This is a genomic window from Sphingomonas sp., assembly GCF_045810705.1.
GTDB lineage: Bacteria > Pseudomonadota > Alphaproteobacteria > Sphingomonadales > Sphingomonadaceae > Sphingomicrobium.
Genome location: NZ_JBJMVI010000004.1, coordinates 100157 through 122986 on the forward strand (window position 1 = coordinate 100157; position 22830 = coordinate 122986).

The 22830-nt window shown below is 64.8% G+C and carries 21 protein-coding genes and 1 tRNA gene; 10 read left to right on the forward strand and 12 right to left on the reverse strand.

Features of this window, described 5'->3' with window-relative positions:
- Nucleotides 1-4: 4 nt before the first annotated feature.
- From ACJ8FR_RS02570 to ACJ8FR_RS02585, 4 genes are all read right to left on the reverse strand, one after another.
- Nucleotides 5-247, reverse strand: coding sequence for a hypothetical protein (locus ACJ8FR_RS02570; RefSeq protein WP_407827040.1), 243 nt, complete (start codon nucleotides 245-247; stop codon nucleotides 5-7).
- A 58-nt stretch (nucleotides 248-305) separates the two neighbouring features.
- Complete coding sequence (locus ACJ8FR_RS02575) at nucleotides 306-743, reverse strand: hypothetical protein (RefSeq protein ID WP_407827041.1); 438 nt, start codon at nucleotides 741-743, stop codon at nucleotides 306-308.
- 61 nt (nucleotides 744-804) lie between these two features.
- Complete coding sequence (locus ACJ8FR_RS02580) at nucleotides 805-2304, reverse strand: CoA-acylating methylmalonate-semialdehyde dehydrogenase (protein ID WP_407827042.1); 1500 nt, start codon at nucleotides 2302-2304, stop codon at nucleotides 805-807.
- An 81-nt stretch (nucleotides 2305-2385) separates the two neighbouring features.
- Nucleotides 2386-4368, reverse strand: a complete 1983-nt coding sequence (locus ACJ8FR_RS02585) for a M3 family metallopeptidase (RefSeq protein WP_407827043.1) — start codon at nucleotides 4366-4368, stop codon at nucleotides 2386-2388.
- Between the two features lie 111 nt (nucleotides 4369-4479).
- On the opposite strand from ACJ8FR_RS02585, the gene ACJ8FR_RS02590 reads away from it, so the two are divergent.
- Together ACJ8FR_RS02590 and ACJ8FR_RS02595 are read left to right on the forward strand one after the other, a co-directional pair.
- Nucleotides 4480-5856, forward strand: coding sequence for a M28 family peptidase (locus tag ACJ8FR_RS02590; protein WP_407827044.1), 1377 nt, complete (start codon nucleotides 4480-4482; stop codon nucleotides 5854-5856).
- Between the two features lie 92 nt (nucleotides 5857-5948).
- Entirely contained in the window at nucleotides 5949-6212 is a 264-nt protein-coding gene (locus ACJ8FR_RS02595; protein WP_407827045.1) for a DksA/TraR family C4-type zinc finger protein, read from the forward strand.
- A 7-nt stretch (nucleotides 6213-6219) separates the two neighbouring features.
- Here the strand turns inward: ACJ8FR_RS02595 and ACJ8FR_RS02600 are convergent, their stop codons facing one another.
- Nucleotides 6220-6762: a hypothetical protein gene (locus tag ACJ8FR_RS02600; protein ID WP_407827046.1), complete on the reverse strand. Its 543-nt coding sequence runs from the start codon at nucleotides 6760-6762 to the stop codon at nucleotides 6220-6222.
- Nucleotides 6763-6807: 45 nt separating this feature from the next.
- Here ACJ8FR_RS02600 and rnr point away from each other — a divergent pair, with 45 nt between their 5' ends.
- From rnr to ACJ8FR_RS02625, 5 genes are all read left to right on the forward strand, one after another.
- Nucleotides 6808-9081, forward strand: a complete 2274-nt coding sequence (gene rnr, locus ACJ8FR_RS02605) for a ribonuclease R (RefSeq protein WP_407827047.1) — start codon at nucleotides 6808-6810, stop codon at nucleotides 9079-9081.
- 47 nt (nucleotides 9082-9128) lie between these two features.
- On the forward strand, nucleotides 9129-9443 hold the full coding sequence (locus ACJ8FR_RS02610) for a hypothetical protein (RefSeq protein WP_407827048.1): 315 nt from the start codon (nucleotides 9129-9131) through the stop codon (nucleotides 9441-9443).
- A 213-nt stretch (nucleotides 9444-9656) separates the two neighbouring features.
- Nucleotides 9657-9950, forward strand: a complete 294-nt coding sequence (locus ACJ8FR_RS02615) for a hypothetical protein (protein WP_407827049.1) — start codon at nucleotides 9657-9659, stop codon at nucleotides 9948-9950.
- Between the two features lie 105 nt (nucleotides 9951-10055).
- Nucleotides 10056-10667, forward strand: coding sequence for an NADPH-dependent FMN reductase (locus ACJ8FR_RS02620; protein WP_407827050.1), 612 nt, complete (start codon nucleotides 10056-10058; stop codon nucleotides 10665-10667).
- Nucleotides 10668-10732: 65 nt separating this feature from the next.
- Nucleotides 10733-11140, forward strand: coding sequence for a DoxX family protein (locus tag ACJ8FR_RS02625; protein WP_407827051.1), 408 nt, complete (start codon nucleotides 10733-10735; stop codon nucleotides 11138-11140).
- Here the strand turns inward: ACJ8FR_RS02625 and kynU are convergent.
- Together kynU and dcd are read right to left on the reverse strand one after the other, a co-directional pair.
- Entirely contained in the window at nucleotides 11137-12360 is a 1224-nt protein-coding gene (kynU, locus tag ACJ8FR_RS02630) for a kynureninase (protein WP_407827052.1), read from the reverse strand. The genes ACJ8FR_RS02625 and kynU overlap by 4 nt on opposite strands.
- A 37-nt stretch (nucleotides 12361-12397) precedes the next feature.
- Nucleotides 12398-12952: a dCTP deaminase gene (gene dcd, locus ACJ8FR_RS02635; RefSeq protein WP_407827053.1), complete on the reverse strand. Its 555-nt coding sequence runs from the start codon at nucleotides 12950-12952 to the stop codon at nucleotides 12398-12400.
- 180 nt (nucleotides 12953-13132) lie between these two features.
- Between dcd and ACJ8FR_RS02640 the strand changes: the two genes are divergently transcribed.
- Complete coding sequence (locus tag ACJ8FR_RS02640) at nucleotides 13133-14629, forward strand: replicative DNA helicase (protein WP_407827054.1); 1497 nt, start codon at nucleotides 13133-13135, stop codon at nucleotides 14627-14629.
- A gap of 71 nt (nucleotides 14630-14700) precedes the next feature.
- On the opposite strand, the gene ACJ8FR_RS02645 is transcribed toward ACJ8FR_RS02640, so the two are convergent.
- The 5 genes from ACJ8FR_RS02645 to ACJ8FR_RS02665 form a co-directional block, all read right to left on the reverse strand.
- Complete coding sequence (locus ACJ8FR_RS02645) at nucleotides 14701-16176, reverse strand: L,D-transpeptidase family protein (RefSeq protein WP_407827055.1); 1476 nt, start codon at nucleotides 16174-16176, stop codon at nucleotides 14701-14703.
- A 48-nt stretch (nucleotides 16177-16224) separates the two neighbouring features.
- Nucleotides 16225-17700 (reverse strand): succinylglutamate-semialdehyde dehydrogenase, encoded by a 1476-nt coding sequence (gene astD / locus ACJ8FR_RS02650; RefSeq protein ID WP_407827056.1) that lies wholly within the window; start codon nucleotides 17698-17700, stop codon nucleotides 16225-16227.
- Nucleotides 17684-19063, reverse strand: a complete 1380-nt coding sequence (locus ACJ8FR_RS02655; RefSeq protein WP_407827057.1) for a protein adenylyltransferase SelO family protein — start codon at nucleotides 19061-19063, stop codon at nucleotides 17684-17686. Before ACJ8FR_RS02655 ends, astD begins: the two co-directional genes overlap by 17 nt.
- Nucleotides 19064-19103: 40 nt before the next feature.
- Nucleotides 19104-19733 carry an SCO family protein gene (locus ACJ8FR_RS02660; protein WP_407827058.1) on the reverse strand — a complete coding sequence of 210 codons (630 nt, stop codon included), beginning with the start codon at nucleotides 19731-19733 and terminating at the stop codon, nucleotides 19104-19106.
- A 26-nt stretch (nucleotides 19734-19759) separates the two neighbouring features.
- Nucleotides 19760-19833, reverse strand: a tRNA-Cys gene (locus ACJ8FR_RS02665).
- Nucleotides 19834-19998: 165 nt separating this feature from the next.
- On the opposite strand from ACJ8FR_RS02665, the gene ACJ8FR_RS02670 reads away from it, so the two are divergent.
- Nucleotides 19999-22062, forward strand: a complete 2064-nt coding sequence (locus tag ACJ8FR_RS02670) for an alkaline phosphatase D family protein (protein ID WP_407827059.1) — start codon at nucleotides 19999-20001, stop codon at nucleotides 22060-22062.
- A 113-nt stretch (nucleotides 22063-22175) separates the two neighbouring features.
- The gene (locus tag ACJ8FR_RS02675; RefSeq protein ID WP_407827060.1) at nucleotides 22176-22826 is read left to right on the forward strand and encodes a protein-L-isoaspartate O-methyltransferase family protein; all 651 of its coding nucleotides are present in this window, start codon (nucleotides 22176-22178) and stop codon (nucleotides 22824-22826) included.
- Nucleotides 22827-22830: the final 4 nt, after the last annotated feature.

The following is a 22830-nucleotide window of genomic DNA, read 5'->3' on the forward strand; positions in this document are numbered from 1 at the left end:
CCTTTCAGTGACTGTTGCCAAGGTCGTTCACGTCGGGATTATCGTCGCCCTTGGCAAGCTCTCCGTTCGACGCGACACTGCTTTCGTCCGGCGGCAAAGTTTCGATGTCGGCATTGGGCGGAATCTGGCTCCCGGGCGCATTCTCGTCGATCGCCATGGTCTGGTTCAATGGCGCCTGTGGCTGCTGCTTGTGGCAGGCGGCCAGGGTCAGCACGAGCGAGCAGCCGATCCAGAAAAGACGAAGCACGACCGTTCAACAACCTTGGTGGGCAAGTTGTTGCACTGCCTCTCGCGCAGGCGACCGTCTAGTTGCTGTAGGCGGCGAGGCAGCTCACGCGCTGATCGGCGTCACCGGCGAAGTTGGCTTTGGCGAAGAACCAGCCGTCCCGCTTGAACCCGCGAAATGAGTCGCTGGTGACGCGCAGCGCGAAGCTGGTCTCATCGGCAACGACGTAAGAGACGCCGTCGTCGCTCTGCTGGCTGACCGCCGTACCGCCGCGATAGTGCATTACGACGCGTCCGGGCTCAGGCCTCTCGCCCGAGTGGACGTTGACCTCGCGTCCGGCGAGGACGAGGCGAGTAGCCTGGGGCGCCTGCCCCTGCGGCAGGATCAGGGCGCGGTCGCCCCTGGCGAGGCGGATCGCATAGCCGCCCCCGCAGAAATAGCCGGGACCGCGATATTCCTCGGTGCGCGGGCCGGTCCATTGGCCCTGGGCAACGAGCGCAAGCGCAAGCAGGATCATGATTCACCCCCATCGCCGGAACGATGCGAATGCTATTACCGCGAACTGCAGCGCGGGGCCACTAGCCCATCGTCGGGATATTGAACGCGTTCTCGCCATGCGGCCCGCCGTCGGGCCAGCGCTGGGTGACGACCTTGTTCTTGGTCCAGAAGCGCAGGCCTTCCATGCCGTACTGGCCGATGTCGCCGAAGCCCGAGCGCTTCCATCCGCCGAAGCTGTGGTAGGAGACCGGCACCGGGATCGGCACGTTGATCCCGACCATCCCGACGTTCACGCGGGCCGTGAATTCGCGCGCGGCGTGACCATTGCGGGTGAAGATCGCAACCCCGTTGCCGTAGAGGTGCTCGGAGGGAAGCCTCACCGCTTCCTCGAAATCGGCCGCGCGGACCATTTGTAGCACCGGCCCGAAAATCTCGTCCTGGTAGGACTTCATGCTCGGCTTCACATGGTCGAAGAAGGTGGGCCCGATGAAGAAGCCCTGCTCGTGGCCCTGAAGCGTGAAGCCGCGGCCGTCGACGACCAGCTCGGACCCTTCGTCGATGCCCATCTGGATGTAATTCTCGATCCGTTCCCGGTGCGCCTTGCTGACCACCGGGCCGTAATGGGCGTCTGGATCGGTCGAGACGCCGACGCGCAGGGCTTCGATAGCCGGGATGAGCTTGGCGCGCAGCGCATCGGCGGTTTCGTCGCCGACCGGAACGACGACCGGAAGAGCCATGCAGCGCTCGCCGGCCGAGCCGAAGGCCGCGCCGGCGATGTCGTTGACGACCTGGTCGAGGTCGGCGTCGGGCATGACGATGCCGTGGTTCTTGGCCCCGCCGAACGCCTGGACGCGCTTGTTGTGAGCTGTGCCGCGCAAATAGATATATTGCGCGATGTCGCTGCTGCCGACGAAGCTCACCGCGGCGATGTCCGGATGGTCGAGGATCGCGTCGACCATCTCCTTGTCGCCATGGACGACATTCAGGATTCCGTCGGGAAGGCCGGCTTCCTTCATCAGCTCGGCGAGACGGATGGGGACGCTCGGGTCACGCTCCGAGGGTTTCAGGACGAACGCGTTGCCGCAGGCGATGGCCATTCCGAACATCCACATCGGGATCATCGCGGGGAAGTTGAACGGCGTGATCCCCGCGCCGATGCCGAGCGGCTGGCGCATCGAATAGACATCGATCCCGGGCCCGGCGCCAACCGTATATTCGCCTTTCAACGACTGCGGGATCCCGCAGGCATATTCGATCACCTCGAGGCCCCGTTGGACGTCCCCCTTGGAGTCCGCGATCACCTTGCCGTGTTCTGAGCTCAGCAGATGGGCGAGCTCGTCCATATGGGCTTCGACCAGCTCCTTATACTTGAACATCACGCGGGCGCGGCGCTGCGGGTTGGTCGCCGCCCACGCCGGCTGGGCGGCCTTGGCGGCGTCGATCGCTTTCTGGAGGTCGGCGGCGGTGCCGAAGCGGACGTTGGCCTGGACCTGGCCCTGGTTCGGGTCGAACACATCGCCTTGCCGCTCGCCGCTGGCAAAGCTGGAACCGCCGATGAAATGATCGATGCTGCGAAGCATGGGTACGCGTCCTCAAAATCTTAGGGGGTCGACTGGGCCGACCCCCTAGACCCGCGGACAAGCGAATTCCAGTTGCCGGGCTTACTGGTCCTTGGCCAGTTTCGCGCGGTAAGCGTCGAGGCTGACCGGCCGGCCGAGGAAGTCGGCGACCAGCTCGGCGGCCGGCTTCGATCCACCCGGCCCAAGCACCAGCCGGCGGTAGCGCTCGGCCGTCGCTCGGTCGTGCAGCCCGTTCTTTTGGAACTGGGTGAACAGATCGTCGGCGATCACGATCGACCAGCGGTAGGTGTAGTAGGCTGCGCCATAGCCGGCGAGATGGGGGAAAGAGTCTTGGAACTGCGATCCGGGAGCGGGCGGAAGCAGGTCGTACTTGGCGTCATATTCGTGCGCCGCGGTGCCGAGGTCGGCCGGCGCGGGCCGCAGATAATATTGCAGGGCGATGTTTGACAGGCCAAGTTGGCGCATGTCGCCCATGCCGAGGTCGAAGTAGCGTGCGCGGTTCATCTTCTCGACCAGGTCGCGCGGGATCGGGTTTCCTGACGCATCGACGCCGAACTGCTTCAGCGTGTCATAATCATAGACCCAGTTCTCGAGCATTTGCGACGGCGCCTCGACGAAATCCCATTCGGTCGAGAAGCTGCTGAGGCCCGCCCAGCGCTGGTTCTGCCCGCCGAAGATGTGGTGCAGCAAATGGCCATATTCATGGAGGAAGGTGACGACGTCGCCGTGCTCCATCAAACCGTTGGGGACGTTGAACACCAGGGCTCCGACGGGAAGCGCCGTTCGTGCTCCGTAGCGCAGCGGGATGGCATTGGCGTGCTCGTACTTGCCGTCGCGCGGATGGGCGTCGAAGTAAATGCGTCCGATCAGCTTGCCGTGATCATAGATCTCGTAGGATTCGGCGAGCGGATCCCATTTCGGAGTCTTCCACGGTCGGATATCGACCCCGAACAGGTCCTCGGTCAGCTTGAGGATACCGTCGCGAACGCGACTGTAGGTGAAATACTTCCGCGCCTCCTGCCGGTCGTAGCCATAGGATTGCTTCTGGACGAGTTGCGATACGTAGCCGCTGTCCCACGGTTGCAGCGCCTTGGCGCCCGGCTGGAGCTGCTGCAGCAGCGCGAGCTTCTTCGTATAATCGCGCTCGCCGGCCGGCTTGGCCGCCGCCGACATGGCGTCGAGCAGGGTCTGCACCTTGTCCGGCGTGTTCAGCATCCGGTCCTCGAAATTGAGCGTCGCGTAGTTCGGGCGCCCGACCAGCTGCGCGAGCTCGCCGCGCTTGTTGATCATGTCGCGAAGGACCGCGTCATTCTCGGGATAAGCGCGCAAATTGTAGGCGCGGTAGAAGCGCTCGCGGAGAGCGCTGCTCTTCGCATAGGTCATTACCGGCACGTAGTCGGTACTGTCGGTCTTGAGCGTGATCGTCCCATCGGCGTTGGGCTTTTTCGACGCAATAAAGTCCTGTGGGAGGCCTTCGAGCTCGGCGACGCTAGCGGTGATGGTCTTCTGACCCTTCGGAATGTTCGCCTCGAAGCTCGTGCTGAGGTTCGACACCTCGTCCGACAGCATCTGCGCCTTGGCGCGGCCGACGGCATCGAGGCCGATCCCGGCGCGCTCGAACGCGCTGATGATCCGCGTCATGTAGAGCTTGGTCGCCGCATCGGCCGGTGCCGGGATCGCTTTCAGATGATCGTAGATCGGTCGTGAGAGCGACAGCTTGGTCTGCTCGCTCGCCATCCTGACTTCGCATTTTTCGCCGGCCTCGCGGCTGGCGGCGGTCGGGGACACCTGGCGGTAGAGACCAGCCTCGCCATTGCCGTCGTTGAGAAGCTCATTGAGCTTGTCGTAAGCAGTGAGCGTGGTGACGACCGAGGCCTTGGCCTTCGATTGCTCAAGCGCCTTGCGCATCGCGGTACTACGGCCGACGAACCAGTCGCAGCGGGCGTTGATTGCCGCCGCGCTCGGCGCGCCGGTCAGGATCGGCGGAATGGCGTTCGGTGCCGCCTCCGCGGCAGTGGCGACGAGGCAGGATGCTGCAAGCAGCGGAGCAACGCATTTACGCATGAATACCCTCCCGAGAATCGGCGTTTGCGTAAACCAGCGCTTGTTGCGCGACAATGCCACTCGCATTCGACGGCGCGGGGGGTTAGCGGCGACGAACGAGGGAGAGCGGTGATGCGCAAACTGATCGCCTTGAGCAGCCTGGCCGTGATGGGCGCGGCGCCGCCGCCGTCCTCGGACGCCAGGCTGCGCGCGATCATTGCGCCGGTCAGCGCGGCGCAGATGATAAAAACGGTCGAGACTCTGGTCAGCTTCGGCACCCGCCACACTTTGTCATCGCAGACCGACCCGAAGCGGGGGATCGGAGCGGCGCTCAACTGGGCCGAGGCCGAGCTCAATCGCTACTCCGCGGAGTGCGGCGGCTGCCTCACGGTCGGTCGGACGAGCGACCTCTTCGTCGGCGACCGCATTCCGACCCCGACGCGGGTCACTGACGTGTTCGCCATCCAGCGCGGGACCGAGCGGCCCAACGACGTCGTTATCATCACCGGCCATATCGATAGCCGGGTCACTGACATCATGAACTCCAACGCCTTCGAACCGGGCGCCAACGACGACGGGTCCGGAGTGGCAACGGTGACGGAAGCGGCGCGGGTGCTGTCGAAGCACAAATTCCCGGGCACGATCGTCTATGCGGCACTGATGGGCGAGGAGCAGGGCCTGTTCGGCGGCAAGGTGCTCGCCGCTTATGCCAAGGCGCAGGGCTGGAACGTTGTCGCTAACCTCAACAACGACATCATCGGCAACAGCTGCGGATCTGACGGGGTGTGCGATTCTACGCATGTCCGAGTCTTCTCCGAAGGGCCGCGGTGGCAGGGACACGAGGCGCTCGCGGGGCCGCAGCGCAGCCTCGGCGGCGAAAATGACGCGCCCGGCCGCAACATCTCGCGCTATCTCGACAGCCTCGCCGACCGGCTCAGGATCGGCCTCGACGTCCGCCAGGTGTGGCGCAACGACCGCTTCGGCCGCGGCGGCGACCATACCGAGTTCCTGAACCTCGGCTTCCCCGCGGTGCGCTTCACTGTCGCGGTCGAGAATTACAACTGGCAGCACCAGGACGTGCGGGTCGAAAAGGGCATCCACTATGGCGACACGGTCGACCACATGAATTTCCCCTATTTGGCGAAGGTCGCGAAGCTGAACATCGCCGCGCTCGCCGGGCTGGCCAGCGTCCCGCCGCCGCCCGACCCGAAAGTCAACGGGGCAGTGAGCACCGATACCAGGCTGGTCTGGACGGCGGGACAGCCTGGCTATCGCGTGTGGTGGCGGCGAACCGATGCGAACAATTGGCAGGTCTCGCGGAACGTCACCTCGCGAGAGTGCGCCGCCGTTTGCATAGTCGTCCTGCCGCACATCCGCGTCGACGATTGGGTGTTCGGCGTCTCGTCCGTCAGCAAAGACGGTTTCGAAAGCCCCGTCGCTTCCGCGGTGCCTGGCGGTGAGTTCAAGCCTTACGTGCCGCCCCCGGATAAGGTGTCACCCCTGCGTTGAGCTGGGGCGGTGCCTTTCCCACATGGCTAAGAAGTAGGCAGATGCCGGATCAAGTCCGGCGAGACGTTTGTTGTGCACCGGAAGGAGCAGCCATGGCCGGCGGATGGACGCGCGACGGCGCCGTTCAGGACCAGATCGAGGACACGGTGAAGGATGCCGTGCTGCGCGCCCGCGCGCTGACGCCGCAGGGCGAAAGCGCCGAGGAATGCGATGATTGCGGCGAGCCGATCCCCAAGAAGCGGCGCGAGGCGCTGCCAGGGGTGCGCACCTGCATCGCTTGCCAGTCGGTTCGCGACAAGACCGTGACCCACTCGACCATCAACCGCCGCGGCAGCAAGGACAGCCAGCTGCGCTGATTGCCGGTCAGCGCCTGCGCGCGGCGGCCAAGGCGGATATTGCCACCATGGCAATGCCGCCGAGCTCCATCAGGTGATTCACGCGGACGGTGCCAAGGTGCTGGCTGATGAGCCAGTCCATCTTGTCGAACGAAATCGCTCGAACGAAGATGAAAAACAGCAGCAGCGCCAACCCTGCGATGCCGCCCCAGACGGGTGGGCGCGCGCGCCGCATGCGCACCAGCAGAGCACTGGTCGCGAGCGCGCTCACTGCCCCCAACGCGAAAATGAAGGCAAGCTGGTAGATTCGCCGCTCATCGTACCAGCCGTGCTTTTTCGCTTGGAAGCGGCCGAAATCGGTCATCAGCGTCTGAAGGTCGAGCTGCTTGTTGATGCAGAGGAAAGCCATGATCGCGGCGAGGACGATCCAGAACCGTCGTTCCTTTGTGGGGGCGGATGCCGCCGCTCGCCAGCAAACGAATGCGCCGAGGGCATATGCCGCGACCGTGAGCCAGCCGTAGATCGTCGGATCACCGATCGTCGGAGTCCATCCGAAAATCTCAAGATTCATGGCGGGGTTGTCGCTTTGCCCGTCTGTCGTGTCTAGACCAATGCGATGCCCCGCAAGCGCTCCGCCGGCCTCCCCAGCCGCAAGCAGATCCTCGACTTCATCGCGTCGTCCGACCAGCCTGCAGGCAAGCGTGAGATCGCGCGGGCGTTCGGACTTTCGGGACAGGACAAGATCGACCTCAAGCGCCTGCTCAAGGACATGGCCGACGAGGGGTTGATCGACTCATCGCCCGGGCGCGCCTTCCATCAGTCGGGCGGCGTGCCCAAGGTCACCGTGCTGCGGGTGACCCACGTCGACAACAGCGGCAACGCGTTCGCGGTACCCGAGCAATGGCATGCCGAGACCCCGCCGCCGCGGATCCGGCTGGTCGAGCGCGGCAAACGCAGCGCGCTCGGCATTGGCGATCGTGTGCTGTCGCGGACCGAACAGAAAGGCGACGGCTTCATCGCCCACCCGATGAAGAAGCTCGCGCGCTCCGCTGAGCTGACTCTCGGCGTAGTCAAGCGCGAAGGCGAGCGCTTCTGGCTGTCGCCGGTCGACAAGCGTGAACGGCGCGAGCTGTTCATCAGCGACTTGAAGGATGCCGAGGTCGGCGACCTCGTGCTGTGCGAGGTCACCGGCCGTCCGCCGCGGGTCAGCGCGCGCGTTGATGCCGTGCTCGGCGACCCGTTCGCACCGCGCAGCTTCAGCCTGATCGCGATTCACAAGCACGGGCTTCGGCATGAATTCGCGCAGGAAGCCATCGACGAGGCGCACCGTGTGTCCAAGTTACCGCTGGCTGAGCGCGAGGACCTGACGCATCTGCCGATCGTCGCGATCGATCCCGAGGATGCGCGCGACCATGATGACGCGATCTGGGCCGAAGCCGCCAAAGAGCCCGACAATGAGGGCGGGTGGAACGCGATCGTCGCCATCGCCGACGTCAGCTTCTACGTGCGGCCAGGGTCCGAGCTCGACCGCGAGGCGCGGGCGCGCGGCAACAGCGTCTATTTTCCCGACCGGGTCGTGCCGATGCTTCCCGAGGAGCTGTCGGCCGACATCTGCTCGCTGAAGGAGGGCGAGGACCGGGCGGCGATGGCCTGCCATTTGAAGATCGCCAAGGACGGCACTTTGAAGTCGTGGCGCTTCACGAGGGCAAAGGTCCGGATTGCGGCCAACATCGCCTACGAAGACGCGCAGGCGGCCATGGACGCAGCGAACGAGGAGCGGACCGATGTCAGCTCGCCGACCTGCTCGATGCCGCCGATCGAGGGCCCGGTGCCGCAGGAACTGGTCGAGAAAGCGCTGAAGCCATTGTGGGCCTGCTGGCGCGCGCTGTACGCGGCGCGGCAGAAACGCGACCCGCTGGAGCTCGATTTGCCCGAACGGCGGGTGGTGCTCGACGAGAAGGGCCGGATCATGTCGATCGCGCCGCGCGACCGGCTCGACGCGCACCGGTTGGTCGAGGATTATATGATCGCCGCCAATGTTGCCGCCGCGCGCGCGCTCGAAGCGAAGAAGTCGCCGGTAATGTACCGCGTCCACGAGCCGCCGAGCCGCGAGAAACTGGTCGCGCTCAAGGATTATCTCGCGACCTTCGGAATCGAGTTCGCGCTGGGGCAAGTGGTGAAGCCGGGCACCTTCAACCGAATCATCGATCGGCTTGGCGACGGTGAGGGCCGAGAGGAGATCATGGAGCAGCTGCTCCGCACCCAGATGCAGGCGCGCTACGGGCCGGAGCGGCTCGGGCATTTCGGGCTGGCGCTCGCGACCTATGCCCATTTCACCTCGCCGATCCGCCGCTACGCCGACCTGCTGGTCCACCGGGCGTTGGTCAGTGCCTATCGGTTGGGCGAGGGCGGTCTGCCGCCCGGCGAAGAGCAACGGTTCGAACAGATCGGCGCGCAAATCTCGATGCTCGAACGGCGTGCGATGGAGGCGGAGCGCGACACGGTCGACCGCTACGTCGCGGCGTTCCTCGCCGACCAGGTCGGACAGTTGGTGAAATGCCGGATCAGCGGCGTGCAGCCGTTCGGCTTTTTCGCAACGGTCGAAGATTTCGGCGGCGACGGGCTGGTGCTCGCCAAGGACCTCGGCCGCGAATATTTCCGCTACGACGAAGCAGCGCGGACGTTGGTCGGCGACGAGAGCGGGGACACCTATCGGATGGGGCAGCGGCTGACGCTGCGGCTGGCGGAAGCCAATCCGGTGTCCGGATCGCTTCGCTTCGAGCTTCCCGAGGGGAGCTACGGCGGGTCGCGGACAGAGCCGCAGCGTCGCGACCGGACCCGCCGCGGCCGCCCGCCCAACATCCGCCACGATAATCGCAAGCGCCGCTGACTTCGGCTATGCCGTGGCGACTTGTTGAGCCCAGTACGGAGTGACCCATGGCCACCGCCGCCGCAGCAATCATTGGCCGCCTCCGGCGAGAAGTCGACCAGCTATTTTTCGACAATGAGGCCTTCAGTCCCGACCGCGCCGTCGAGTTCGAACCGCGCGCGCCGATTCAGCAACGCTACCTTGAGCAACTGATCGCCGAAGGCGTCGTTCGCGAGGCAGGCTCCGGACGCTATTGGCTCGACCTGCATATTTATGAGGAGTTGCGTCGGCAAAGGTTCATCTGGACAATGCGCGTTCTTGGCGCCGCGACGATAATCTTCCTCGTGATCGTGGCTGTCCAAGCGGTTCAGCATATTCGCTGAGCGCGTTCTCCTGCGCGGACGACGCGCCAGCATGACGTTCCCGAGTCGGCGCCGCCAAAAAGCGCCCGTTTATCTGACGTTCATCGACAAACGGCGTTCGTCGAAATCGCTTCGATAAAGCGGCTTTGCATGTCTGCTATTCGACGACGGGCGGATGGCAAACCTGTGCGCTACAGATGTAGCTTCCCCGGACCCAAAAAGTGGAGACGGGACATGCGTAAACTCATCCTGATGACTGCGATCGCGTTTGCCTCGATGGCCGCCGCGCCGGCGACGACCGCCACCGGAACTGCCGGCGACGCCACGGGCGCCGGCCAAATGGCGCAGGTGGTGCCTGCCGCCGGTCAGTCGAATTCGGCACCAGTCGCCCAGGCTCCGGCCGTCGAAGAAAAGAAAACCTGCAAGCTGCTGCCCTCCAGCGGAACGCGGTTCACCAAGAGGGCATGCTTGACGGACAAGGAGTGGAAGCAGGTCGAAGCCGGTGTCGACGGTGACAACGGCTACTAAGGCATGAAAGCGGCGCCGGCCGTCCCCAGCGGCCGGCGCCATTTTGAATTTCGCAAATTCTAGCTGGGGAGCGTATTGGGCGACCGACCCGACAGGAGGTGCCCAATGGCCTATAAGATCGCGATCATCGTCGGCAGCCTTCGCGAAGGAAGTATCAACCGCAGGGTCGCGCGCTCGATCTGTGGCTTGCGCAACGACAATCTCGACTGCTCGATGATCGAGATCGGCGACCTGCCGCTCTACAACCAGGACCTCGACAGCAACCCGCCCGAGCAATGGCGCCGGTTCCGCGACCAGGTGGCGGAGGCCGACGGCGTGCTGTTCTGCAGCCCCGAATATAATCGCGGCATCCCGGGGGTACTCAAGAATGCGATCGACGTCGGTTCGCGGCCCTATGGGCAAAGCGTGTTCGACAAGAAGCCCGCGGCGATCGTTACTGCTTCGCCCGGCGGCATCGGCGGTTTCGGCGCCAATCACCAGATCCGCCAGGCCGGCGTGTTCCTCAACATGCCGATGATGCAGCAGCCGGAGGCCTATCTCGGCCACGTGACCGACGACAGCTTCGACGAGGATGGAAAGCTCAAGGAGGGGCCGCTCAAGGATCTGGTCACGGTCCTGGCGCACGCTTTTCACGACTGGGTCGATATGATCCAACGCTCGCGCCGGCTGCTTGCCGAAGATTCGGCGCACGCGGCGCAGGCTCGGGAACACGCATGATCCTTCTGGCGACGGAACAAGCGTTCCGTTAAGCCCGTAACGATTGCAACAAGGGGAGGAATGCCATGGATTTCCGGCATCTCGAAAAGTATCAGCCGCAGCTTCGCGCTCTCCTGCGGATCGTCACGGCACTGCTCTTCATGGAACACGGACTGGCGAAACTGGTCCATTTCCCCGTGCCCCAGCCTGGCGCTCCAAGCCCGCTTCCGCCGCTGCTCCTCGCGGCTGCAATCATCGAGGTGGGCGGCGGGATTCTCATCACCATCGGCCTGTTTACCCGGCTGGTTGCGTTCATCTGCGCAGGCGAGATGGCGATCGGTTATTTCCTGTTTCATTTCCCGAAGAGCTTCTGGCCCATCGTCAATATGGGCGAGGCTGCGATCCTCTACTGCTTCATCTTCCTTTACTTCGCGGCCGCTGGGCCGGGTGCGTGGAGCGTTGACGCGATGCGGATGAAGGCGCCGGCGCCCTAGGTTACCCTGGCCCGCGCCTTGAAGCGCGGCTGGTCCCACTCGCGCGTGGCGAGGATGTCCGCGAGGATTTCGGCGGCGCGGACGATCTCGGCGTGGCTGTTGTAGAGCGGCGCGAAGCCGAAGCGCATCAGGTCGGGGGCGCGGAAATCGCCAACGACGCCGCGCGAAATCAGCGCCTGCATCACCGCATAACCGTCGGGATGCGCGAAGACGACGTGGCTGCCGCGCATCGCCGGGTCGCGCGGGGACGCGAGGCGGACCTCGCCGCCGCAGCGCGCCTCGACTTCGGCAATAAACAGCTGTGAGAGCGAGCGCGACTTGGCGACGATGTCGCGCATCGCGATGCCGTCGAAGGTGGCGAGCCCGGCTTCAAGCGCGGCGAGCGCGAGGATCGACGGCGTGCCGGTGAGGAATTTCAGCATGCCGTCAGCCGGGCGATAATCGTCGACGAACGCGAACGGCTCGGCATGGCCCATCCAGCCTTGCAGCGGGTTGATGAGCCCATCCTGGAGATGCCTGGCAGCGTAGAGGAACGCGGGCGCGCCGGGGCCGCCGTTGAGATATTTATAGCCGCATCCGATCGCGAGTTCGGCGCCGCTGCCGTTGAGGTCGAGCTCGATCGCGCCGGCGCTATGCGACAGGTCCCACACGACCAGCGCACCGGCTGCGCGCGCAGCCTCGTTGATGCCTCGCATGTCGAAGAAGGCAGCCGACCGATAATCGACATGGGTCACCGTCACGACTGCGGTATCGGCGTCGATCGCGGCCAGGATTCCGTCGGGCTCGACCGCCTTAAGCGTCAGGCCCAGCATTTCGGCGAGGCCTTGGGCCACGTAGAGGTCGGTCGGGAAGTTCCGCCTTTGCGTCAGGATCGTTTTGCGCCCAGGCCGTGCGCCGACCGCGGCGGCGAGCAGCTTGAACAGGCAGATGCTGGTCGAATCCGCGATCAGGAGCTCGTTCGATTTCGCGCCGACAATGGGCGCCAGCTTGGCCGCGAGCCGGGTCGGCCAGTCGATCCAGCCATGCTTGTTCCAGCTGGCGATGAGGTCCTCGCCCCACTGCTGCTCGGCCGTGTTCGCGAGCGCTGCTGACGCTACGGCTGGCAGGGCGCCGAGCGAATTGCCATCGAGGTAGACGACGCCCTCCGGGAGCCGGAACCGCTCGCGGGTGAAGGCGAGCGGAGCGGCAGCGTCGAGTTGTTCGGCGTCTGCGACGTTCATGGATTCCCGCTTTCGCGGGAATGACAAGAAGAGCAAGTCACAGCTTCGGCAGGGTTACGCCCTTTTGCCCCATATATTTGCCGGCGCGGTCGGCGTAGCTCACCTCGCACGGCTCGCTGCCTTGAAGGAACAAGAACTGGCACGCGCCTTCGTTGGCATATACCTTGGCCGGCAGCGGCGTGGTGTTGGAGAATTCGAGCGTCACATGGCCTTCCCACTCAGGCTCGAGCGGGGTCACGTTGACGATGATCCCGCAGCGCGCATAGGTCGATTTGCCGAGGCAGATCACCATTACGTCGCGCGGCACCCGGAAATATTCGACCGTTCGCGCGAGCGCGAAGCTGTTGGGCGGGATGATGCAGACGTCGGTCTTGCGGTCGACGAAGCTGTTGGACGCGAAATCCTTGGGGTCGACGGTCGCTGAGTCGACATTGGTGAAGATCTTGAACTCGTCGGCGACGCGCGCGTCATAGCCGTAGGACGAAAGGCCGTAGCTGATGCAGCCCTCGCGCCGCTGGGCTTCCACGAACGGCTCGATCATCGCCGCGTTAAGCGCCTGCTCGCGAATCCAGCGGTCGGACAAAATCGACATGACGAATGCGTAACGGGCCGGTTTGACAGCAGCAAATTCGCCCGGATTATTTCTGTGGACGGCGCGGAAACGAGATTCCGCAATTCGCATGAACCTGAGTCCGATTCGTGCACAACCAATCCACAGTTGTGCTACTTTTGCCGCGCTTGATGTGGGGCCGCACGAGCGTAGGAGCCGCGCATGGCCGAAGTCATCCGCATCGCCGAGTCTGCGTCAGAAGTTGCAACTCCCACCCTCCCACAAAATGTCGAAGCGGAGGCCGCGCTGCTGGGCGCGCTGATGATCGACAACCGGCTGGTCGAGGACATCCAGCTCAAATTGAAGCCGCTGCATTTCTTCGAGCCGCTGCACGGGCGCGTCTACGAAGCGATCCTGCGGCTGACCGACAGCAACCGCATCGCCAACCCGGTAACGCTCAAGCCGTTGTTCGAGGGCGACGAGGGGATGAAAGAGGTCGGCGGGCCCTCCTACCTCGCGCAATTGACCGGCTCCGGCGCGGCGGTGATCGGCGCCCGCGATTTCGCGGCCCAAATCTACGATCTTGCGTTGCTGCGCGCCCTCGTCGGCGTCGGCCGCGAGCTCGTGGAAGGCGCGCTCGATACGAGTGAGGACGTTGCCCCCCTCGCTCAGATCGAGCGCGCCGAGACCGAGCTTTACCGCGTCGCCGAGGAAGGCGGCGCCGACGGCAAGGCCAAGAGCTTCGGCGAAGCAAGCAAGGAAGCGCTCCAGCTCGCCGAGAAAGCGCTCAACAGCGGCGGCCATTTGTCCGGGATCACGACCGGGCTCGACAGCCTCAACGGCAAGATCGGCGGCCTGCACAAGTCCGACCTGGTGATCGTCGCCGGCCGCCCCGGCATGGGCAAGAGCGCGCTTGCGACCAACATGGCGTTTGCCTCCGCCCAGCGGCTGCTGCGCGACAATGAGGACGGGATCGATCCGGCCAAGTCGGGCGGCGCCGCGGTCGCTCTGTTCAGCCTCGAAATGTCGGCCGACCAGCTCGCGACGCGCGTCCTTGCCGAGCAATCCGGCATCAGCTCTGAGAATCTGCGCATGGGCCGGATCAGCCAGACGGAGTTCCGCTCGCTCGCGCGTGCCGCCGCCGAGCTGCAGACCCTGCCGCTGTACATTGACGACACGCCGGGCCTGACCATCGCCGCGCTGCGTGCCCGCGCCCGCCGCCTCAAGCGGCAGAAGGGCATCGGCATGGTGATCGTCGATTATCTCCAGCTGCTCCAGGGAAGCGGGAAGGGGAGCGCTGGAGATAATCGCGTACAGGAGATTTCGGAGATCAGCCGGGGCCTGAAGCAGCTCGCCAAGGAGCTCGACCTGCCGGTGATCGCGCTGTCGCAGCTCAGCCGCGCGGTCGAGCAGCGCGAGGACAAGAGGCCGCAGCTTTCGGACCTCCGTGAATCGGGTTCGATCGAGCAGGATGCCGACATCGTGCTCTTTATCTATCGCGAGGATTATTATCTCGCCGCCAAGCAGCCGGGCGACGATCATCCCGATTTCACCGCCTGGCAGGAAGAGATGCAGCGCGCCTACGGCCTCGCCGAAGTCATTGTCGCCAAGCAGCGCCACGGATCGACCGGCAAGGTTCGGCTCAAGTTCGACAGCCGAATCACCAAGTTCAGCGACCTTGTCGACGAGGGCTACATGCCCGAGTTGCGCGGTTCATGACATGATGCGCGGCTAAGTCCGCGTGTGGGGAGGGGCGAGGGCGCCGGTCCACCAGGGCCGGCGCCCTTGGCTTATGGCCCGATGTCGTCGCCGCTCTCGGGCTGCGGAATCTTGCGCGGCGGCCCCGGCGCAAGGCCGAGCGCCTTGGCGACATTGTCGTCCCAGCCGTAAACGTCCTGGCGGAACTGAATGCGCGCGCCGTCCCAGAACACGGTCTGGTAGAGCAGGCGCACCGGGATACCCGCCTTCAGCTTGATGAAGCTTTCGTCGTCTTGCTGCATCGCCTGCTCGAATTGGTCGAGGATGCCTTGCTCCTCAGCGAGAGCGGTCGCGAACTGGATCGCGTTCTGGACCCTCACGCAGCCATGGCTGCGGTGCCGCTCGGGCAGGCCAAACAGCGCCTTGGCGGGCGTGTCGTGAAGGTAGATTGACTCGTCGTTTTGCATGTCGAACTTTACCAGGCCAAGCGAGTTTTTCGGTCCCGACAACTGGACCCACTTGCCGTCCTTTTGGACGAACCCATTGTCGCGGAGCCAGCCAGGACTCTTGGTCACAAGCTCCTTCGCGGCGATTCCATCGGGTACGTTCCATGTCGGCTTGGCGACGAGCCGGACGATCGGTGACTGAAGCTGCGGCGTCGGCTTGTCGGGTTCTCCCTCGACGACTTCGCGATGGTCGACGTGTTGGCCGTCGCGCCAGTAATCGAGCAAGGAGCCGGCGGTGTTGACGTCGATCCGCGTCGCCGGCGGGTTCCGCTGCAGCCAACGCAGCCGCTCCATGGCGATCGCCAGCTGGCGCGCACGATAGCCGGGCCCGGCATTCAGCGCGTCGAGCGTGTCGCCGCCGACCACGCCGTCCTGCTTGAACCCGAACTCACCCTGAAGCTGCTTCACCGCGGCGACGAGCGCGGACGAATAGGCAGTCGATTGCGTCGCCGCGGGCTGCGCCCGGGGCTCGGCCTGCGGTACCGCCGCTTCGAGATAGCCGGCAGCGCGCAACGCCGCGACGATCTGAGGCACGCGCCGATCATGGCTGCCGGGCTTGATCGGCTTCCCTTCCGGCACCGGCTGGAACGATGTTTGCGACGCAAGCTGGAGGTAATGGAGGTGCGCCTGGCTGAGCGCGCGATATTCGTCGGTCTGGGGAACGAGCGAGGCCAGCCAGCCCTTGACGTCACGCTTCTGGATCGCCTGGGCAAGACCCTGGCGGACATCGATGTTGGGCCGCGGGATCGTATAGACCTCGTGGAGCTTGGTCGGGTCGGCATACCCGTTCGCCAAGGCCGAGGCGTATTTGAGCGCCGCTCCGGTCAGCGCCGCTCCCTTTTCGCCGCCCTTCAGGAAGAGATCGGGCTTGAGTCCGTTCGCCGGCGCCTGATCGATGGCTTCGCGCAGTTGTTGCTCGGCCTTTCCCTTCCACTCGACGGAGAGGCCGGCGGATTGGTTCGTGGTTCCTTGTCCTGATCGATTATTCCCGCCTGAGCAGGAGAGGAGGGCGGTGCTGCACAGGGCGAGGCTCAGGGCCGCGCCGATCGATTTGCTACTCATCAGGGCGCTTGAACGCGGTCGCCGTCAAACCGATCCAAACAGCTGCGCTCAGTCTTCCTGCATGTTGGGATCGCGCAGGCCCTCGCCGAGCGCGGCGCGGATGCGGTCGGCCTCGCTGCTGGTGACCGGGTACGCGCAATAATCGGCGGCGTAGAAGGCGCTCGGGCGGTGGTTGCCGCTAAGGCCGATGCCGCCGAATGGCGCATTCGACGGCGCGCCATTGGTCGGCTTGTTCCAGTTGATCACCCCGGCGCGGACGCCGGCCCAGAATTTGTCGTACATCTCCGGGCTTCCGCCCAACAGGCTGGCCGCAAGGCCGAAGCGGGTATTGTTGGCTTCGGCGATTGCGGCGTCGAAATCCTTCACGCGGACCAGCTGGAGGACAGGCCCGAAAATCTCTTCGTCGGGCCGCTCGCGGATGTCGCTGACGTCGATCAAGGCCGGTGTGAGGAACGGTCGGTCCTTGGCCGGGCGGTCGAGCCGGCACAGCGGCTTGCCCCCCTTCATCATTAGGTTGAGCCACTGCTCCTGGACATGGTCAGCGGCGGCATTGTCGATCAGCGGGCCCATGAACGGCTGCGGGTCGGCGAATGGCTGGTCGACGATCAGCCGGTCGATCAGCTGCTTGACGGCATCGAGCAGCGCCTCTTCCTTGCCGTCCTCGACGATCAGCCGCCTCGCTGCGGTGCAGCGCTGACCCGCCGATAGATAGGCCGATTGAACGACGATCGCCGCCGCCGCGGCGACATCCTTGCAGCTCCACACCACGAGCGGGTTGTTGCCGCCGAGCTCGAGCGCCAGGATCTTCTGCGGGGTTTCGGTGAACTGGCGGTGGAGCGCCATTCCGGCACGCGCCGAGCCGGTGAACAGAAGGCCGTCGATGCCGGGCTCGCCGGCGAGCGCGCGGCCCTGCTCGGGCCCGCCGATGAGCAGCCGGACGACACCGTGCGGAATCTTCGCATCGTGGAAGCAGCGGACAAGGAACTCGCCCGTCGCGGGCGTCTTCTCGGACGGCTTGAACACCACTGCGTTGCCCGCGATCAGGGCGGGCACGATGTGGCCGTTGGGGAGGTGCGCCGGGAAATTGTAGGGCCCGAGCACCGCAAGGACGCCATGCGGCTTGTGGCGGACCGCGACACGATTGCCGAGCGCGGCCTCGAGCTTTCGTTGCGGCGACCGCTCGGCATAGGCGTCGATCGAAATCTCGACCTTGTTGACCACCGCCGCGACCTCGGTCCGCGTTTCCCATAGCGGCTTGCCGGTCTCGCGCGCGATCAGCTCTGCGAACTCGGTCTCTTTCTTGCGCACGACATTGGCGAAGCGCCGAACCGCCTCGATGCGATAGGCTGCGGAATGCGCGGCCCAGGCGGGCCAAGCGGCACGCGCGGCGGCGACCTCAGCGGCGGCGTTTCCGATCGCGCCCGACCAGATTTCCTCGCCCGTGGCGGGATTGGTCGAGGTCAGGGTCACACCGGTGCCGACCCTTTCCACGACGGCAGATCGGTCCTTAACGTGCCGGTGCATCCTGTCCTATCGCCTCCGCCATCCGCCGCACTGCTCTAACCTTGTCCTCGAACGGCTGCCAGTCGTCGCGTTCGGCGATCGCCGACCAGATCGCCTCGACCTCGTCGATATGCATCGAGCAGGGTGCCTCGTCGCTCCAATATGCGTGGGTTCGCGATGCTTCGTAGCCCTCCAGCCGAGCGGCGAGCTCGCGGAACTCGGCTTGCGGATAGAATTCCGCGCCCGGGTCACGGCCGCCGTGCCAGTCGAAGAAGATGCGGTCGATCCGCTGCGCGCGGCTCGCCAGCGCCTTGATCAGCGCGGCGGCAATGTCGCGGTCCTCGGCGCCGCGTGGTGCGATACCCAGCCGGTGAATCATGGCGGCGACCAGCGCCTGATCGAACCGTCCCCTCCAGCCGGCGAGTAGCTGGGATAGCGCCTGAGGGTCGGCAATAAGCGAGAGGCAACCGGCGAGCTGGGCCAGGTCCCAGTGGATCGCCTCTGGCTGGCGACCGAAGGAGTAGAGCCCGTAATGGTCGAAGTAAGCGGCGGTGAAGTCGGGGTCCCATTCGGGCGTGAAGCGCCAGGGTCCGTAGTCGAAGCTCTCGCCGGTGACGTTGATATTGTCGCTGTTGAGCACGCCATGGACGAAGCCGGCGGCAAGGTAGGAGGCGGCCAGCGCCGCCGTCGTCTGGCTGACGAGGTCGAATAGCCGCAGGGCATTGTCGCGATCGTCCGCTGCGCGCTGCTCGGCATAGAGATTTTCCAGGCAATAGCGGGTCAGCGTGTTCAGGTTGTCGGCGTCGCCGAAGAAGGCGAGCCGCTGGAATGTGCCAATACGGATATGGCCGTGGCTGAGCCGCGTCAGCACCGCGGAGCGGGTCGGCGAGGGCTCGTCGCCGCGCTGAAGCTCTTCGCCGGTTTCGAACAGGGCGAAGCTCTTCGACGTGTTGACCCCGAGCGCCTCGAGCATTTCGGTCGCCAGCGCCTCGCGCACTCCGCCCTTGAGCGTCAGCCGGCCGTCGGCGTGGCGACTGTAGGGCGTCTGTCCCGATCCCTTGGTGCCGAGGTCGAGAAGGCGGCCTTTGTCATCGCGCAACTGGGCCAAAGTGAAGCCGCGCCCGTCGCCGATGTCGGGATTGTACACGCGGAACTGGTGACCGTGATAGCGCAGCGCCAGCGGCTCCACGAGATTGCCGGCTAGCGGCTCGAAGAGGCAGAAGTGCCGTCCCCATGCGTCATCATTCGATTCGAGGCCTACGCGCTCTGCCCAGCGGCGGTTGATGAAGCGCGGAATGCATTTTGGGAATTTCGCCGGCTCAACCGGATCGTAGAAATCGGGGCCGAGTTTCAGGATCGCGGGATCGGGCCGGTAGCTCGTCATCGCTGCTCACGCAGCGTGGCGCGGCGCGGCTTCCAAGCGGTCAGGCGACCAGCTTCCTGATCTTGGCGAGAGCCTCGGAGTCCGGGCTGACCGCTGAAATCGTGTCGGCGAGCTTGCCGCGGCGATCGAACATCAGCACCGTAGCGGTGTGCATCATCTCATTGCCCGCCATCGGATGGGCGGACGGCTGCGCGTAGATGCCATATTGCTTCTTCACTTGGTCGATCTGCGACTGGTTTCCGGTGAGACCGATGATCGGCGCGTTGAACAGCGAGGCATATTGACCGACTTCCTTCGGCCCGTCGTGCGCAGGGTCGATGGTGATGAACACGATGTGCAGGGCCTGGTCGCTGGCCGCCTGGCGCCTAAGTTTCACCAGCCGCGACAGCGTCGTCGGGCAGACGTCGCCGCAACGGGTGAAGCCGAAATAGATGGCGTACGGCTTGCCGGCGAGCGCCTGGCTGGAGAAGGGCCTGCCGTCGCTTCCGACGAGCGTGAACGGTCCGCCGAGGCTCGCTTTGACGGGTCCCGCAGCCGCTTCCGGCGCCGGCGCCTGTTCGCGCGGGATCAGCCACAGCGCGGCAGTGGCGATCACCGCAAGGCCGACCAGCAGCCAAAGCAGCAGCCGAACCCGCTTCAGGTTGTGTTTCGGCGGCGCCTGCTCGGTCACTTCATGTCACTGCGGTCCGATGAGAATGGAGGCCCGAGCCGGAATCGAACCGGCGTGCAAGGATTTGCAGTCCTCTGCGTAACCACTCCGCCATCGGGCCGCGGGAGAAGGACGCGCTTTGGCGCGAGCATCCGCCGCCGGTCAACCCTCAACGTTTGTCGACGAGGAGAAACGCTCGGTCGAGTCGAGGCCGGCGTTTATCGAATAGGAATAGCCCGGGCTCGAAACCGCCGCACGGTCGTCGGGTTTGGGGGAGCCTATCCGCATGAAGCTGCAACGTCGCGATTTCATCAAATCTGCCGTCGCAATCGGCGCAAGCCTGGCCTGGGCCGGTCCGTCCCGTTCGTCGTCGATGCGCTGGCGAGAGGCGCGCGACGTCTATCCCCAAGGCGTGGCCTCAGGCGACCCCGATCCGAACAGCGTGATTCTGTGGACGCGGCGGCCTTTCAGCGATGGGCAGCGCCACAAGCTGACCGTCGAAGTCGCCGAGGACGAAGCTTTCAATCGCGTGGTTGCGCAGACCAGGGCATCAGTATCCGCGGCGTCCGACTGGACCACGCGGGTGCTGGTCGGCAAGCTGAAGCCCGCCCACACCTATTGGTACCGCTTCACCGATGCGGACGGGAACGGCAGCCGGATCGGCCGGACCAGAACCGCCCCGCTGCCCAGTGATCCGAGGCCAGTCAAATTTGCGTTCGTCAGTTGCTCAGGCACGAATGAGGGCAAGCTCAACGGCTATCGCCGGATGATCTTTGAGGATCAGCGCGCGCGGCCGGAGGAGCAGCTCGACTTCGTCCTGCACCTTGGCGATTTCATCTACGAGGTCGTGCAATATCCGGAGGACGGAAAGCCGAGGTTCGACCGCAAGGTCTACGAGGTTGCGCGGATCCCGGATGCGCTAAAGGTTTCGATCTTCCACATTCCAACGACGGTGGAAGGTTACCGCGCGGTTTGGAAGGGCCACCTTGCCGATCCGGACTTGCAGGACGCGCGCGCCCGCTGGCCGTTTGTGTGCACCTGGGACAATCATGAATTCTCGTGGCAGGGTTACCAGAGTATCCTGAAAAATCCGAAGTTCGAGCAGCCCGGGCAAACGATCAAGGTTGCCGCCAACCAAGCCTGGTTCGAGTTCATTCCGGCGCGCGTGAAGGCGCCGAGCGGAACCTTGGACGAGTTCGGCTCGGTTCCTGTGAAAAACGTCAAGATCGAGAAGTTCGACGATTCCGGCCTGGGCCAAGAGCCGAACAATATCGCCGCCATCAACAGCCTGATCGTTTATCGGGCGTTACGCTATGGCCGCCACCTCGACCTCCTGCTCACTGACGAGCGCAGCTATCGCGGGCCGAACCCGTTCGAGGAGTCGACAACCGATAAGTTGGCTGACTGGGGCGACTACGGGATGGTCCCGGACGACGTGCTCCAGGTGCTGGACGGGGGGCGCGCCTTCAACGGCGGCAATCCGCCGGCTGAGCTGGAATTCAACGGCGCAAAGGTTCCCAATCCGGCAAAAGACAACCCGCCGCAGACCATCCTCGGAGGGAAGCAGAAAGCGTGGTTCAAGGATCAGCTTAAGCGTTCGACCGCGACCTGGAAGATCTGGGGCAGTTCGCAATGCACCCTCGAGCAGCGAGCGGATCCCGAGAATTTCCCGGCTGGGCTGGTTAAGCAGAAATGGCCGGCGGGCCGGTTCGCCAACGTGGCGGGTGGCGATTTCGGCAGCGCATGGGTCGAACGCGCCGAGATCTACGATCTGGTCCGTGACGCAAAGATCACCGGTTTTGCCAGTGTTGCCGGGGACCTGCACAGTTTCTGGGCCGGATATGCATCAGCGCAATTGCCGCCCGACAAGTTTGAGCCAATCGGCCTCAGCTTCACTGGAGGATCCATGACCAGCGTCGGTGGGGCCGAAGCGAACGAGTATGTGATCAAGAAGGACGATAAATATCGGCCGCTGTACCTGGCCGACCGGCCGGGAGCACCGAAGCCCGAATGCACCCACAACATGATGCTGAGGCATGGTGTTCGATCCTGCTTCGAATATGCCAAATCTTTCGACCGGGCGAAGGCGCTGGCACTGTCCAATCCTGATGTGGCGCCGCACCTAGAGTTCGTAGATATTGGCGGGCATGGCTACGCGACAGTGCGGCTCACCAGCGACGAGATGCGGACCGAATTCGTGTGCATCCCGCGCCCGATCACGCGCGCCTTGAGCCCTGACGGGGGGCCGCTCCGGTACCGCGTCGTGCACACGGCCAAAATGTGGCGGGCAGGCGAAGCGCCGCGCCTCATCCAGCAAGTATTGGAGGGCGATCCCGGCCTTTCCATCTAGCCTCAGCAAGACCAACCGTTGGACGCGCTTTCGATGAAAGGCGGTTGGCGGCGCGCGCGGCTGCCGATAAGAGCCGGCTTGATCTCCAGGTGTATTATTGGCATATAACAGTCATGACGGTTCAACGCCCGATCCCCGATTTCGCCGCTGCCCGTGAAGCGATGGTCGAAAGCCAGCTGCGGCCGGAGGGAGTGACCGATCCCGCGGTGCTCGACGCGATGCGCCGGATACCGCGCGAGAATTTCCTTCCGAGCCACAGCCGGCCGTTGGCTTATGCCGACCGCGCCGTGGCGATCGCGCAGGGCCGGTTCCTCGCCGCGCCGGCCGTGGTCGGGCAACTCCTCACGCAGATGATGCCGGAGCGCGGGCAGCGTGCGCTCGTGGTCGGCGCAGGCACCGGCTATTCGGCTGCCGTCCTCAAGGCGATGGGGCTTGCTGTCGCTGCAATCGAAAGCGACGCGGCGCTTGCCGCCATCGCCCGGGAGCAGGGAATTGAAATCGTCGAAGGACCGCTCGAGGCCGGACTTGCAAGCGGTGGCCCCTACGACCACATCCTGATCGACGGTGCCGTTGAATATGTTCCCGACGCGATCATCGCGCAGCTCGCCGATGGCGGACGCCTCGGTACCGCAATCGCCGAGCGCGGCATCACCCGGCTGACGGTCGGGCGCAAGGCTGGCGGGGCGTTCGGCACTCTTTCGATCGGCGACGCGGGCGTTCCCGCGCTGCCGGGTTTCCAGCGGCCGCGGGCCTTCACGTTCTGACAAG